Consider the following 15,089-nt stretch of genomic DNA (forward strand, 5'->3'; position numbering starts at 1 on the left):
TTCAACAATTTCGGCTCACGGTAGAGCACTGAAACTAAATCGACGAGCTTCTGTTGTAAAAACGCCTTCAGGATTTCAACAATTTCGGCTCACGGTAGAGCACTGAAACGTAGGAAGGGAGGGCGCGAACGAGTTTTCAACAATGTGAGCTTCCGGTAAAGCACTGAAACCGCTATTATTCCCTATTCCCTATTCCCTATTCTCTACATTCTCTATTCCCTAATTTCCTATTCCCCATTCCCTACTCAGGAGCACTCCGAAACCACTCCCCTACCAGAATGTGCTATCATTACGCGAGCATGATCGTTCCGCGTTTGCTGAAGGTGTTTTGCGATAATTCCCATGGCTACTGTTGAATTGCACGCCTGGTATCGACAGTATCGTAAGCTGAAGGAGGAGGCCGCTGATGCGATCCTTCTCTTTCGGTTTGGTGATTTTTATGAAACGTTTGATGATGATGCGAAGTTGATTGCTGAATTACTTGATATAACGCTGACGCGCAAGGAGTATGCGGTCGATAAGCGTTTGCCGAAGGATCAGCAGAAGCTGTATGCGCCTATGGCCGGGATGCCTTATCACGCTGTGGATCGCTATGTTTCTGAGTTGATCGCTCGCGGCTATCGGGTCGCTATCGCTGAGCAGTTGAGTGAGACGGAGGCGATGCGCAATGATACGCGACCGCGCTCGGTCTATGCTGCCGGGCTGACGCCGGTTGAGAGTAGTGGGAAGATGGTGCAGCGGGCGATTGTGCGGGTGATTACGCCGGGTACGGTGATCGATCCGGCAATGTTGCCCGACCGTACCAATAATTATCTCGCTGCGGTGATTGTTGACCAGCGTAAAATCGGTCTGGCTTATGCTGATCTTTCTACCGGTGAGTTCGCTGCGGCAGAGTTTACCGATGCCCGGGCGTTGATGCAGTTGCAGGCTGAGCTGGCCCGGCTGTCACCGGCCGAGGTGTTGGTGCCTGATGATGAGTCGCTGCGTTTGCCTAATCTGGAGCCGGTGCAGGCCCGCCTTAGTCAGGATTTGGCACCCCTGACGAAGGAGGAGCGTGAGGCGCTGTTGCCCCACGAGCGGGTGGCCCGCCGTCTGGAAGGTGCGAGTGCAGCGAGTTGGACGCAGGGGTATGTGACGGAGTGGCCGCTTTGGCGTTGGGAGTTGGCAACGACGACTGAGGTGTTGTGTGAGCATTTGGCGCTGCCGTCGCTGGCGGTGTGCGGTCTGGATGGGCGTCCACTTGCCACCCGCGCAGCCGGCGCGTTGTTGCAGTACGCTCAGGTCACTCAGCGCCAGCGCGTGAGTCAGTTGCGCACTTTGCGGGTGTATCATACCGGCGCGTATATGTTGCTCGATCCACAGACCCGCCGTAATCTGGAATTACTTGAGAGCGGTGGTCGCCAGGGAGCGAAGGCGTCGTTGATTGCGGTGCTCGATCGTACCTGTACTGCGATGGGGGCACGTCTGTTGCGCCGTTGGATTACGCAGCCGTTGATTGTGATCGAACCGCTTCAGGTGCGTCAACACGCTGTCGCTCGTCTGGTGGCTGAGACGATGGCCCGTCTGGAGGTACGTTCGGCGCTTGCCGATTTGCCCGATATGGAACGGGCACTCAATCGGATTGCGCAGGGTATTACGGTCGCTACGCCGCGTGATATGACGCAGTTGCGGGCGGCGTTGCGGAAGTTGCTCGCTGTTGCGCAGGCGGTGCAGGCGCTGTTGCCCGATCTGCTTGCGGCTGAGATGCCCGGTGAGCCGCCGCTGGTGTTTGATGTCTGCGCCGATGTGCTTGATCTGCTCGAGCGGGCGCTTGATGATGATCCGCCGGCGTTGCTCGGTTCGTCGAATTATTTGCGGGCAGCCGAAGAGGGAGGCGAACGGCCACGGCGGGTGATTCGCCCCAGTTTTGATCCACGTCTCGATGCATTGATTCGGGCCAGTCGCCACGCTCAGGAGTTTATTGATCGCCTGGAGAGTAAGGAGCGCGAGCGCACCGGTATCCGTTCGCTCAAAGTGGGCTATAACCAGGTGTTTGGTTACTATATCGAGATTTCGCGTGCCGTTGATGCGAAGTTGATCCCGGCCCATTACGAACGTAAGCAGACGCTGGTCAACGCCGAGCGCTATGTCACCGAAGAGTTGAAGTACTATGAAGGGCTGTTGAGTGATGCCCGTCTGAAGCTGGTCGATCTTGAGCGTGATATTTTTCAGCGGCTCTGTGATGAGTTGCAACCGCATCTTGATCGCTTGCGCACTACGATTGCGGCGGTTGCGCGTATTGATGCGCTGGCTGCGCTGGCCGAGGTTGCTGTACGCGGTCGTTATGTGCAACCACGATTGCGTACTGATCGGGTGTTGCGGATTAAACAGGGGCGTCATCCGGTGGTGGAACGTACACTCAGTGAGCCGTTTATCGGGAATGATGTTGATCTCGATGGCGAGCAGGCGCAGATTTTGATTATTACCGGGCCGAATATGGCCGGTAAGAGTACGTTTTTGCGCCAGGTGGCGTTGATTACCCTGATGGCGCAAATTGGTTCGTTTGTACCGGCTGATGAGGCTGAGATTGGCCTGGTTGATCGCATTTTTACTCGGATTGGTGCTCAAGATGATATTGCGACCGGCCAGAGTACGTTTATGGTCGAGATGACCGAGACGGCAGCGCTGCTGATGCAGAGTACACCGCGCTCGTTGATCATTCTCGATGAGGTTGGCCGTGGTACCAGTACTTACGATGGGATGGCGATTGCCCGTGCCGTCGTGGAGTATATTCACGATCACCCGCGGTTGGGCTGTCGGACGCTGTTCGCGACCCATTACCACGAGTTGATTGCGCTCGAACATGAGTTGCCCCGTGTCCGTAATTATCATATGGCGGCAGTGGAGCGTGATGGTCGGGTGGTCTTTTTGCATGAATTGCGACCCGGTGGCGCTGATCGCTCGTACGGGATCCACGTCGCCGAGCTGGCCGGTATTCCGCCAGAGGTGATTCGGCGGGCCAGTGCCTTGCTGGCCGATCTTGAGGGTCAGCGCCCGGCATCCTCACCTGCACAACCTCCTACCTCACCGGCACCGGTCGTTGTACCGGCGCAGGAAACCGCTCAGGGGATGCAATTATCGTTTTTTGATCTGGCACCGCATCCGGTGGTAGAGTATTTACGTCGGCTCCGCATCGAGGAGCTGACGCCACTTGAAGCGTTAAACCGGCTGGCCGAACTTCAGCGGTTGGCCGGGCAGGGATAGAAATGGAGCAAGACATCTGTGCAGATCGCCCGTGACCTTACTCCCGGCCTGGCCAACCGGGCGACGGTGTTGACGATTGGCCGTTTTGATGGTGTGCATCCGGGTCATCAGCAGTTGATTCGGACGACGGTTGAACGGGCACGTGCCCTTGATATGTTAAGTGCAGTGTTGACATGGGAACCGCACCCGCGTGCCGTGTTGCAGCCCGATCAGCCGTTGCAGTTGTTGAGTGATCTGGACGAGAAGATTGAGCAGATTCGTCGTCTCGAACCGGATGTACTGGTTATTGCACCGTTCACACCCGCTATTCGCAATTTGACTGCTGCTGAGTATATGGCGCGAATTGTGGCAGCTATGCCGGTGCGCGAGATTTGGGTCGGTGAGGACTTTGCGATGGGGCGGGGACGCGAAGGCGATATTCCGCGCCTGATGGAGATTGGTCGTGAGTTGGGGTTCGCAGTGGGGGCCGTGAGTAAGTATACGGTGGCCGGCATCCCGGTTAGCTCGTCGCGTATTCGTGAGTTGGTGCTGGCCGGTAATGTGGCCGGCGCCGGTGCCTTGCTTGGTCGTCCGTTCGCGCTCCGCGGTGTTGTCACCCGCGGTGATGGTCGTGGTCGCCAGATCGGTTTTCCTACCGCGAATGTGCAGGTGAGTGGTGATGTGGTATTGCCGGCCGATGGGGTCTATGCCTGTCGTGCGTATCTGCCAGACTCGACGATGGTGCCGGCAGTGACGAATATTGGGGTGCGTCCCACATTTGCCGGGACGCAACGGGTGGTCGAAGCTCATCTGCTGGACTGGCAGGGTGATCTGTACGATCAGCCACTGCGTCTTGAATTATTGATTCGGCTGCGGAGTGAACGGAAGTTCAACAGTGTCGATGATCTAGTGTCACAAATTACCAGAGATGTCGCCGAAGCGCGGGCGATTCTGGGGCTGGAGACGACTTTGTAGCGGGCAGGATCAAGCCTGCCCGCGATCAGGCGCTAACGTGCTGTCCACCCCAGCGCCATTTCGTACACGGAGCCGGTTATCGCTCCTGCCGCATCTGAGCAGAGAAATGCCGCCAGTCCGGCCACTTCTGCCGGTTCGATCAGACGCTTGATGGCTGCCGGTTCAAGCATGATTTTCTCGATCACCTGATCTTCGGGAATGCCCCGTGTGCGCGATTGATCGGCAATCTGTTTCTCGACCAGCGGTGTTCTGACATATGCCGGTGCAATCAGGTTGACGGTAATTCCATAAGGGCCACCCTCAAGTGCGGCAGTTCGTGTCAAGCCAAGCAGACCATGTTTGGCCGAGATATAGGCACTTTTGAATGGTGACGCACGCAGGCTGTGTACCGAGCCAATATTGACAATCCGTCCCCACCGGTTGGCTTTCATCCCCGGCCAGACGTACTTGGTGAGCCGAAACGGTGCCGTTAACATCACGGCAATCATTGTCTCCCAGCGCTCTTCAGGGAAATCTTCGATAGCGTCGATGTGTTGAAAGCCGGCATTGTTGATCAGCACGTCAACCCGACCATACGTATTGAGTGCAGCATCAACCGCTTGCCGACACCCGGCCTGCGTGGCTAAATCAACGCCGACAAAAATGCCACCCAGACGTTCGGCGGCTGCTTCGCCAGCGGCACCCGGTAGATCAACCAGGACAACACGATACCCGTCGGTAGCGAATCGCTCGGCGCAGGCCAGGCCGATGCCACTGGCGGCGCCGGTGATGAGTGCAACCTTATCACCCATCGTTGTAACCTCCTTTGGTTATGACAAAGCGATACATTTAGATGATGTCGCGAATCAGGGTAACAATGGCTGTCGGTGGCTGATCGGCATTGACATAATGAACAGGCACGCGACCGGTGTAGTAATTCAGCACAGGTGCAGTCTCTTGTTCGTAAAGGCGTAGACGTTTGCGAATCACGTCAGGATGATCATCTTCGCGCTGTACCAGCGTGCTTCCTTGAGCCAGGCATTGGGCAATTTTTGCGGTATCATCGATGTGGACGGTTATGTCCTGGCCGTCATCTCGCCGACAAATCCGGCGACCGCTTAGTCGATGAACAATGGTTGCCTCGTCCAGGGTCAGCACGATCACTGCATCGACTTGTCGTCCCAGATCGGCCAGAATTGTCTCCAGCACCTGCGCCTGTGCGACACTACGCGGGTACCCGTCGAGAAGGCAGTCTTGGTCGATAGGGATACGCTGCAACCAGTTCCGCATCAATTCTGCCATGACGCTATCCGGTGCCAGTTGACCCTGTTCGAGCAATGGCTCAATACGCCGACCGAGCGCACTCTGAGCGCGAATCTCAGCACGCAGTTGCTGACCGGTGGCGATCACCGCCATCTCGGTCGCTTGCGCCAGTTGGCCGGCAATGGTGGTCTTGCCGGCACCGGGCGGTCCTATCAAGAGAATTGTTTGTCCTGTCACGATAGTATTTCTCAATTAGCCTGAAACACGGTCAATAGCATCATCAATACCAGGGTAATTGGGATTCATCTGTTTCAGGGTCTGAAAGGTCGCTAGCGCTTCGTCCCATCGTCCCTGCTCTTCGTAGGCGCGGCCCAACCCGAAGTAGGCACTTGTGTACGATGAATCTAGTTCGATAGCGCGTTTGAACATCGACTCAGCTTCTGTGTAGCGATCACTCAGGAAGAGGCTCCACCCCAAACCATTGAAAATTTCTGGGTTTTTATTGTCGAGTTGCAGTGCCTTCTCAAACGCGTCAATCGACTCGGCGTGGCGATCCTGGTATTGCAAAATCCAGCCGAGACCATGATATGCAAACCCAAAATAATCGTCGCGGGCGATAGCAGCACGATAAGCTACCTCGGCCTGCTGATACAATTCTTGCTTGATGGTATCATCGGTTGCATCATAACCCGCGAAGAGGCTGGCTTCACCCAGAAATGCATGGGCCACAGCGGAGTAGGGATTTTCTTCAATAACTTGCTTAAAATAGTCGATGGCCTGCTGCATATCGTTTTTATCGAACGCCAATCGCCCCAGCCCAAGCAGCGCAAAACTTTCATTTTCGTTCAAGTCCAGCGCCTGATTGAACGCCTTTTCGGCCTCATCTGCCTGGCTGTTGAAGTAGGCGATCCAGCCCAGCCCGACCTGAGCCGGACTGAAATTGGGATCGAGGGCCAATGCCGCATTGAACTCATTCCTGGCACTATCGAAATCACGGGCCGCCGAGAGGTAAATTGTTGCCAGTTCGTAGTGGAAGACGGCCAGGGCAGAGTAGGCATCGATGGCCTGTTCGAGGCTGGTAATCGCCTGGTCAAGCACATTGGCGTCCTGACGAAGCGTGTAATCCTGCCCAAACGCCCATCCCAACAAGACCTGGGTAAAGGCTTTTGTTAAAGGATCGGCTGTCGCCAGGCGTTCTTCGGCGTCGCTGATGGCTGTGAACGCTTCGCTCATCAGGTTATCGTTCTGGCTATCGGCAGCGTTGGTTGCCAGCACTGCCGCACGTAAGGCGTAGCCGATAGCCGAAGATGGGTCGGCGTCAATAGCACGTTCACTTGCCTCGCGTGCCTGCACGACATCACCGAGCTGGAAGTAGATATAACCGGTAATCCCTTCACCGATAGCCTGTGCTGCACCATCGTTGATGGTAGCCAACGGTTTTGCGGCAGCAAGTGCCTCTTCCCAGTCGCCCTTTGCAAGATACGCCCATGCCAGTCGGCTATGCGCCATCGGATTGGCAGCATCGGCATCTACCGCAGCCTGATAAGCCGTGATTGCATCGTCTAACCCCTGCGACCGCGCCAATGCCGCATCTCCTTCACTGATATGCGTTTCGGCAGAGTTGGTAGCGACAGGTGGTGTCGTTGGACGCAACAGGAAGAAGGTGGTCAGGCCACCACCGATGAGCACAACACCAACGATCAGGCCAATAATCAAGCCAATCGGTGTTCGCTTGCCACCGGTTGGCGCCGATGTCGCCGGCACGTTGAACGGATGTGGGGTTGGTGCCGGCGGGCTGGCACTGTACGGATGGGTTGCCGGTGCGGCAGGTGTTTGTACGTAGACTGGTGGTGGCGTTACCGGTGTTGTCGGTGCATACGCTGGTGGCTGCGATGCCGGTGTGGATGGGCCGTAGGCTGGCGGTTGCGACGCCGGTGTGGGTGGGCCGTAGGCCGGTGGGGGTGTCTGATAACCTGCATTGGAAACAGCCGGCATTCCGCGCTGCGGGGTGAGCGGGCGGCTCAGTTCACGCTCGCTCAGACCGACGGCCTGGCGCAGAGCTGCGACCATTTCCGCCGCTGAAGCAAAACGTGCTTCCGGCTTACGGGCTAACGCACGCATGATCACATCCTCGACTGCGGGCGGCAAATCGCCACGCACGTCGCGAGGCGGAATAGGAGCGTGGACAAGCCGTGCAGCCAGCATCGCCATCGGCGTTTTCGCTTTGAATGGAAATGCCCCGGTGAGCAGCTCATAGAGCATGACTCCCAGCGCATAAATATCGGTTGGCGGGCCAACATTGGGCAGCCCCTGGGCCTGTTCGGGAGACATATATTCGGGTGTGCCCATAACTGTCCCGGCCATGGTGAGACCGCTACTATTGGCTCCCGTACCCCGTGCTAAACCGAAGTCAGTCAGGTAGACCCACCCCTCATCGGTGATCATAACGTTAGAGGGCTTAATGTCGCGGTGAATAATCCCCTGGCGATGGGCATAATCGAGGGCTTCGCCGACTTGGGCGAGAATTTGGGCTGCTCGCACCACCGGCAAGGCACCTTCTTGTTGCAGCAACTGCTTCAGGGTCCGTCCCTGAATGTATTTCATCGCGATATAGTGATAGCCCGCCACTTCACCGACTTCATAAATCGGCATGATGTGCGGATGTTCCAGACGGGCTGCGCTACGCGCCTCTTGCCGGAAGCGAGCGATATAGCTCTCATCATTGGTTAAACCCGGCGGTAAAATCTTCAGTGCCACAAACCGATCCAGGTCGGTCTGTCGGGCCTTGTATACCACCGCCATCCCGCCGCGTCCCAATTCAGAGAGGATTTCGAACCGACCTATGGTTTGACCTACCAGAGATAATTCGCTCATAACCCCCACTCTCACTCAACCTGGCAGAGGCGCGTTCACCATTATCGAAGCGAATTGTTACGCACCGGCTGCATAGGTATAACGACTAACCAGGTTACCATTCGCATCGCGTAATATCGCACTATCGCCTGTATTGTTCCAGATCGGGCGACGTGCTCCCCAATACAGATTGGTGGCATCATCTGTCCCGCTCTTTGTCCACAACTTCACCTCTGCGCCACTGGCAAGGGTAAAAGTCGGGAAGGTGTAGGTGTGTTTGTTCCCTTCGTCCACCAGCGTCCAACCGGTGAGATCAACCGGTTCGTGAGAGGCGTTGGTAATCACCACAAATTCACCTTCCAGATCACTTCCCGGCGGATCGTACTCTATATACGTAATACTCACGTTCGGCGGTTCAGCAACCAGGCGCTCGATGTCAACAATCGACTCGGCGACTTCATCGGTCAGTAGCTCGGCAACGTCTTCTTCAATTGGTTCATTGTCGGATGCAGGTGTGGATGCACCCAGTGCTGAAACCGGTTCAGGCGTGATGGTCACGGTCAGATGTTGTTCGGTTGCGGGCTGCGGTTTTCTGGTTGAGGGTAGTGGTGTTTCATCAGCCCAACGTTTGATCTCAGGCTCGACGATGCGGGCAAAATCACCGGGTAGACTGGCAAACCCGCGACTCAACTCGTACAGAGCACGCTCGATATGTGTGTGGCTTTGGTTCGGTAACAGACTGAGTGGCAAGCGGAGCAGCGCAAAACCAAATCGACCGACTTGAACCGTTGTCTCTGCAATCGCGTTGTAAAGCGGATCGTCGTGGTGTGTGCGGTTAGTCATCGCACCCTCCTCTGTACATCAGGCCGCGGTATCACACGAACAGCACTACTGCAAACTGGTCACCAAACCGGCATATTTGTCGGTCAGGATACGGGCGTGGTCTTCGCTAACTCCTTCGGCAATGACGTGGAAGAATGGCCCATCCGGGTCAGGCAGGATAAGCACCCATTCCTCTCCCAGTTCAATCTTGATGCCGTCAATCTGCTCGCCGTGGCGCTCGTGGTATTGCTGGTTGAGAATGCGCATCACCTTGCCTTTGCTCTCCCAGCGACACGGGACGCGGGTTTGCCAGAGGTAGTACGGTGGCAGATCGGCCAGTACTTCACTCAGGGTCGTCTGGTTAAGCGAAAGCAGCTCCATCAGACGCGCAATAGCGAACATACCATCGGCAACGGGATAGAAATGGGGGAAGATATAATTACCGGTACCATCACCTAGCAAAAGGAGATCGGGACGTTCAGCCGCCAGATTCATCAAGGCACCCAGATTAGCACGAGTGCGAATGATGCTGCCGCCGTAACGAGCAGCGATCTGTTCAAAAGCACGTGGTGCTGTTACCGGGACGGCAACTACTCCCCCACCGTTTGCCTGCATTGCCAGCGCGGTAATTGCTGCCAGTGCGCGCAGGGGATGGAGCCGTCGACCTTGATCATCAATCAGAAAAATCTTCTCGCCACCAGGATCGAACCTCACGCCAAATTGTGCTCCCACGACCGGCGTAATCTTGGTTAGCCGATTCATCGCCGCTTCAAAATCAGCACTCGTCTGAAAGACCATCCGCTCGTCGAGATAGACATTCAGCTCAACCGCATCAGCCTGCATGCGCCGTAAAATCTCGGCCATGACGGTGCTGGTACTGGTATTGGCATAATCGATAACGATGGGAAATCCTTTCCCGAATGCGGCATTCTGGCCCAGCGCTCGCATAAATGCGGCCCGGTAGGTCTCTTCCACATCTTCACCGTAGAAGATACGCCCAATTTCATCAAGATAGGCTCGCCGGTAATCTTCCCGAAAAAAGGTGCTCTCGATTTTGCGTTCAGTTGCACTGTTAATATCCAGCCCCAGATGATTGAAAAACTTAATCTCGGCGACCCGATTGTCGAACGGTGAAATGCGCACGTGGACGCCACCGGCGGCGCCACTGGCGTGGGTGTAGTAGCGGGCAATCGGGATCGGCACATTGCGCAAATCGCAGACATTCACCCCAGCCGAAGGCAGGCTGGCAATAATCGCTCGTTTCAGCATCCGTGGTGTGAAGTGCGCATCGCGATTGATGGTTACAGTGGCGCCACGCGGCAAGGTAGCGCCGTAGGCTGCACCGAGGCGGGCGCACATTTCTGGAGTAATTTCGATGTTGACCAGGCCGGTAATGCCGTAGCGCCCAAAGAGGACGCGTCGTCCTTGGCTACCCCAGATAATGCTAGAGGTAACTGTCGCGCCTTCGTCAATCTCTTTCGAGGGCCAGATTTTGACGTTGGGTTGGACAACGGCGCCCGCGCCAATTTGTACGCCGTCACCGATAACGGCGCCCTCGAAGATCATGGCGCGTGAACGGATGTTACACTGGCGGAGCACAATCGCTCCGCGTAATTCCGCCCGTTCACCGATGTACGAATTGCGCCAGATGATCGAGCGGTCGATGTTGGCTCGACTATCAACAATGGTGTAATCGCGAATGACGGATGGCCCGTGAATGATCACGCCACCCTTGATCTTGGCGCCATGGCCGAGGTAGATTGGCCCGTGTAATTGGGCATCGGGAGCAATTTCGGCATCACGGTCAACCCAGATGTCGCCACCGATATTGTGCCCGACGCGCGGCAGATTTACCTTGCCCGACAGGTAATCACCGCAAGCCCGCATATACTCCTCAATAGTGCCGACATCTGTCCAATACCCGTTTGCGATGTAGCCCTGGAGCCGATCACCACGGTGGAGCATGCGCGGAAAGACATCTTTCGACCAGTCAGTTACTTTGCCGCGTTCGATGTAGCTGAAGATATCGGGATTGAAGACATAGATACCGGTGTTGACCGTATCGGAAAAGACTTCTCCCCAGCTCGGTTTTTCGAGTAACTGCCGAATACGTCCCTGTTCATCGGTGATGATAACGCCGTAATCGAGCGGATTAGAAACACGTGTCAACGTGACGGTGGCCGTAGCGCCAGAGGCAAGGTGATATTCAATAATTTGCGAGAGATTAAAATCGGTAAGTGCATCACCAGAGATAACCAGAAATGGTTCAGTCAATAAATGTTCGGCATTTTTAACACTACCGGCAGTACCGAGCGGTACTTCTTCCAGCGAATAGGTGATATTGACGCCATACGCGCTACCATCACCGTAATAGTCCTGGATAACATTCGCCAGATACTGCACTGTAATGATAATATCGGTAATCCCGTGGAGCTTGAGTAATTCAATGATATGCTGCATCACCGGTCTATCGACCAGCGACACCATTGGCTTGGGGCGATTAATCGTAAGTGGTCGCAGGCGAGTGCCCTCGCCGCCGGCCATCACAACGGCTTTCATGGCGGCTCCTGCAAACTATATGATACCGCGACGATAATTGCGCTTCGTAGCGGGGAACTGCTTCCGCACAAACATCTTTAGTATATCATGCTCCAAAGCTGACCGGCAACCTCTTGCCGAAAACCGCCTCTCGTGCTATACTCGCCAGCGGGGACGTGGCGGAATGGCAGACGCGCATGACTTAGGATCATGTGCCGCAAGGCGTGTGGGTTCAACTCCCATCGTCCCCACCATTCTTATCGTGCAGCATTAACGCTGCACGGTTTTTTGTTGTAGCTTTGTGTACAGGCTGAGGGCGATCCGTCGTCGTTTGTGGTCAATACTCAAGATGGTTGTTTGTACCCTCCTTCCCAGGCTGAAGGCTTGCTTCAGCGGCTGTTGATCAGGCGGAATCTGGCTGATGTGAGCGAGGCCCTGGACACCGGGTAGCAGTTCGATGAAGATGCCGAAATCGGTGATGCCGGCTACTATCCCCTGTACCTGCATACCTGCACTCAATTGCTGTGCGACCGCCAGCCATGGATCGGGGTGGACGCGGCGGATGCTGAGATTGGCGCGGAGGCGCTGTTCATCGATGCCGGTAATGACGGCCTGTATCTCCTGGCCTGGGTGTAACGCATGGCGCACATCACCGATCCAGCGCCAATCGATTTCACCAACGTGGACGAAACCCTCAATGCCACCCAGTTCAATCACTGCCCCGTAGCGGAGAACACGTAAAACGGTGCCATTGACAATCTGGCCAATAGTCAGGCCGGTGAGTCGTTGTCGGCGTTGGCGGATACGTTCGTTGTACGTCTCAGAGAGCACCGTTTCTGGGACAATGCCGTTGTTGAATGACGATACTGGTGAGGCGGATTGTGTCTGAAGCAACGCGGCACACTGCGCCGCGTATGCCCGTATCTCGGCACTCTGGTCGTTGGTGGCAAGGTTGATGATGATCGGGAGCGCCTCTCTATCCTGCCATTCGACCAGGATGTTTAAAACCTTCTTGATCAGAGGGCGGTGACGAACAACCGCCCGCTCCAGAAACGCCCGTAGTTCTGGTGCCGCCGCCCGATAGCCGGTCACGTGGAAGAAGCGAATCACTTCATTGAGGAGATGACGGCCTTTCTCGTTGAGTAACGGGAGCAGGGCCGGTGCTGCCTCAATGGCCTGTAACTGGATCAGAGTACGTACTGCCAGTGTCCGCAGGCCGACAACATAGCACGCAATCTCAACCAACAGCGGAATTGCGGCACGTGCCTGAAGACGGGCCAGCGCCTGCATAGCCACACTGGCCGCACGGCTGGGAATATGCTGCTGGCGCTCGTGCCAGGCGTCGATGCAATCTTCGAGCAGGCGAAGGAGATCGGGAACAGCATTAACTGACCGGAGTATGCCGGCAGCTTCGGCGGCAGCAATACGGATGATCAGATGCTGACTGTTGAGAAAGTCAGGCAAGGTGACCGTTAGCGTGTGATCGCCAAGGTGCGCCAGCGCTGTGATTGCCGCAGCAACAATCGGTGGTTCGGAATCGTCGAGGCAGGCAGTGATTTGGGCATGGGCCAGCGCTACCTGCCGTCGGCCTAGCGTTCTGATCGCTGCGGCGGCCACAAATGGCTTGGGATCATCGATTGCCGACAGCAGTGCGTCAATCACGGTTGGTGAAAGTTGCTTGCTGCTGTAGCCGATTGCTTCGGCTGCTACTTCGCGTACCATTGCCCGCCGATGATGAAGGGCTGGTAAGGCCAGCTCTGGATCAACATCGAGCGTGACCAGGCGACTGGCTGCACGGGCACGGGCCAGTTGATCGGGCGAATGGATGGCCCGTGCCAGTTCTTCGAGCTGATCGGTGAGTAGCGCGCTGAGCCGGTCACGGGAGGGATCGCCTTCGTAGTCATCCAGGTCTGCCATAACAGTTACCTGTGGTTAGATACCGCGTCCGCCAGCAGGTGTCGTTGTACTTTGCCGAGCGCGTTCCGCGGTAACGACGTGACGAAGTGAATGCGTCGTGGCCGTTTGTACGCAGCCAGATGCATTCGACAGAACTCAATAAGGTCAGCCGCTGTAACTGCCTGGCCATTGGTCACAACCGCTGCCACCGGTATTTCACCCAGGTCAGGATCGGCTTCGCCGTACACTGCACATTCAGCCACTGCCGGGTGTTGGGCAAGCACCTCCTCAACCTCACGGGGATAGATGTTGTAGCCACCGCTGATAATCAGGTCGCGACTGCGTCCGGTGATGTGGAAATAGCCATCGTCATCGACAAAGCCGAGATCGCCGGTACAAAACCAGCCATCAGCCGTGAAAGCGGCTGCGGTTGCTGCGGGATTTCGCCAGTAGCCGCGAAAGAGATGTGGCCCACGCACCTGAATCTCACCGATCTGGCCGGTTGGGAGTGGCTGACCTGTTGTCCGGTCAACAATGCGCGCTTCCTGCCCAGGGAAGGGCATGCCAACACTGCCGGGCCGCCGCTCGCCAGCGTAAGGATTGGTCAGGTTCATGCCGGTTTCGGTCATGCCGTAACGTTCGAGAATCGGTTGGCCGAAAAGACTGGCAAAATCGGCAAACGTCTGCGGACTGAGTGGGGCTGATCCAGAAACAAAGAGGCGTAGGCGATGTGCCGGCACTCTCTGGTGGCGGACAGCTTCGATCAACCGGATATACATCGTGGGTACGCCAAAGAAAAGGGTGATTGCCGGATCGTGCATACGTTGGAGCGCAACCTCAGCATCGAAACGGCTATGCAGTTCCAGACTGGCACCGTTCCGAATAGTGCCGTGAACGCCAACACCCAGGCCGTGGACATGAAAGAGCGGCAGCATCAAGAGCAAGCGGTCATGTTCAGTCCAGCGCCAGGCCGTGCTAATCGCAGCGCAGTTTGCGGCAAGGCTGGCGTGCGTATGGACCGCGCCTTTGGCTCGACCGGTTGTGCCTGATGTATAGGCGATGAGTGCCATTTCATCAGCGGCGGGTGGTGTAAACAGCCCAGGGTCGGCAGGTGGCGCACCGCATAGCTCTGCCAATGGTTTGAGCAGATGTGGTCGCGATTCTGGCATTGCTGCCGTGATGAAGGCTTCATTCTCGGTCGTGACCACAACAATTGCCGGCTCTGAGTCGGATAGCAGATGACTCAATTCGGTGTGGCGATACTGTGGATTTATCAGGACGACTGCTGCACCGACCAGTTGGGCACCGAAATAAGCAGCGATGAACGCCGGGGTGTTGGGTAGCGCGAGGGCAATTCGATCACCTCGATTAATACCCAGACTGTGAAAGCGACTTGCCCAGCCGGCCACTGCCTGAGCCAGATCGACATAGGTGATGAGATGTTGGTCGAAAACGATACATGGCCGATGTGGTGTTGTTTCAGCGTGTTGAAGTAGGGTAGCGACAATCGGTGATAACGACATGGGTAACTCCACAGTATC

General features: G+C 56.2%; 9 protein-coding genes and 1 tRNA gene. 3 read left to right on the forward strand and 7 right to left on the reverse strand.

Annotated elements, in window-relative coordinates; translation table 11 throughout:
* Positions 1-342 precede the first annotated feature (342 nt).
* Both mutS and VAE57_RS17740 read left to right on the forward strand, forming a co-directional pair.
* Positions 343-3,243, forward strand: coding sequence for a DNA mismatch repair protein MutS (mutS, locus tag VAE57_RS17735; protein WP_322823161.1), 2,901 nt, complete (start codon positions 343-345; stop codon positions 3,241-3,243).
* A gap of 18 nt (positions 3,244-3,261) precedes the next feature.
* Positions 3,262-4,197, forward strand: a complete 936-nt coding sequence (locus tag VAE57_RS17740; protein ID WP_322823162.1) for a bifunctional riboflavin kinase/FAD synthetase — start codon at positions 3,262-3,264, stop codon at positions 4,195-4,197.
* 32 nt (positions 4,198-4,229) lie between these two features.
* On the opposite strand, the gene VAE57_RS17745 is transcribed toward VAE57_RS17740, so the two are convergent.
* Genes VAE57_RS17745 through VAE57_RS17765 form a run of 5 tightly spaced genes read right to left on the reverse strand, consistent with a single transcriptional unit; the run spans position 4,230 to position 11,673 of the window.
* The gene (locus VAE57_RS17745) at positions 4,230-4,988 is read right to left on the reverse strand and encodes a 3-hydroxybutyrate dehydrogenase (protein ID WP_322823163.1); all 759 of its coding nucleotides are present in this window, start codon (positions 4,986-4,988) and stop codon (positions 4,230-4,232) included.
* A 37-nt stretch (positions 4,989-5,025) separates the two neighbouring features.
* Positions 5,026-5,676 (reverse strand): nucleoside monophosphate kinase, encoded by a 651-nt coding sequence (locus VAE57_RS17750; RefSeq protein WP_322823164.1) that lies wholly within the window; start codon positions 5,674-5,676, stop codon positions 5,026-5,028.
* A gap of 15 nt (positions 5,677-5,691) precedes the next feature.
* Positions 5,692-8,313, reverse strand: a complete 2,622-nt coding sequence (locus tag VAE57_RS17755; RefSeq protein WP_322823165.1) for a protein kinase domain-containing protein — start codon at positions 8,311-8,313, stop codon at positions 5,692-5,694.
* A gap of 57 nt (positions 8,314-8,370) precedes the next feature.
* Positions 8,371-9,135 carry a lamin tail domain-containing protein gene (locus tag VAE57_RS17760; protein WP_322823166.1) on the reverse strand — a complete coding sequence of 255 codons (765 nt, stop codon included), beginning with the start codon at positions 9,133-9,135 and terminating at the stop codon, positions 8,371-8,373.
* Between the two features lie 45 nt (positions 9,136-9,180).
* Complete coding sequence (locus VAE57_RS17765; protein WP_322823167.1) at positions 9,181-11,673, reverse strand: mannose-1-phosphate guanyltransferase; 2,493 nt, start codon at positions 11,671-11,673, stop codon at positions 9,181-9,183.
* A gap of 149 nt (positions 11,674-11,822) precedes the next feature.
* Between VAE57_RS17765 and VAE57_RS17770 the strand changes: the two genes are divergently transcribed.
* Positions 11,823-11,906: transfer RNA gene (locus VAE57_RS17770), tRNA-Leu, on the forward strand.
* A 16-nt stretch (positions 11,907-11,922) separates the two neighbouring features.
* Here the strand turns inward: VAE57_RS17770 and VAE57_RS17775 are convergent.
* The gene (locus VAE57_RS17775; RefSeq protein WP_322823168.1) at positions 11,923-13,569 is read right to left on the reverse strand and encodes a S1 RNA-binding domain-containing protein; all 1,647 of its coding nucleotides are present in this window, start codon (positions 13,567-13,569) and stop codon (positions 11,923-11,925) included.
* A gap of 5 nt (positions 13,570-13,574) precedes the next feature.
* Positions 13,575-15,071, reverse strand: coding sequence for an acyl-CoA synthetase (locus VAE57_RS17780; RefSeq protein ID WP_416208476.1), 1,497 nt, complete (start codon positions 15,069-15,071; stop codon positions 13,575-13,577).
* Positions 15,072-15,089: the final 18 nt, after the last annotated feature.

Source organism: Chloroflexus sp., assembly GCF_034434295.1.
Classification (GTDB): Bacteria; Chloroflexota; Chloroflexia; order Chloroflexales; family Chloroflexaceae; genus Chloroflexus.

Coding starts and splice junctions, on each gene's coding strand:
- VAE57_RS17760 (WP_322823166.1), bottom strand. CDS start 9,135: ATGACTAACCGCACACACCACGACGATCCGCTTTACAACGCGATTGCA.
- VAE57_RS17765 (WP_322823167.1), bottom strand. CDS start 11,673: ATGAAAGCCGTTGTGATGGCCGGCGGCGAGGGCACTCGCCTGCGACCA.
- VAE57_RS17745 (WP_322823163.1), bottom strand. CDS start 4,988: ATGGGTGATAAGGTTGCACTCATCACCGGCGCCGCCAGTGGCATCGGC.
- VAE57_RS17775 (WP_322823168.1), bottom strand. CDS start 13,569: ATGGCAGACCTGGATGACTACGAAGGCGATCCCTCCCGTGACCGGCTC.
- VAE57_RS17780 (WP_416208476.1), bottom strand. CDS start 15,071: ATGTCGTTATCACCGATTGTCGCTACCCTACTTCAACACGCTGAAACA.
- VAE57_RS17755 (WP_322823165.1), bottom strand. CDS start 8,313: ATGAGCGAATTATCTCTGGTAGGTCAAACCATAGGTCGGTTCGAAATC.
- mutS (WP_322823161.1), top strand. CDS start 343: ATGGCTACTGTTGAATTGCACGCCTGGTATCGACAGTATCGTAAGCTG.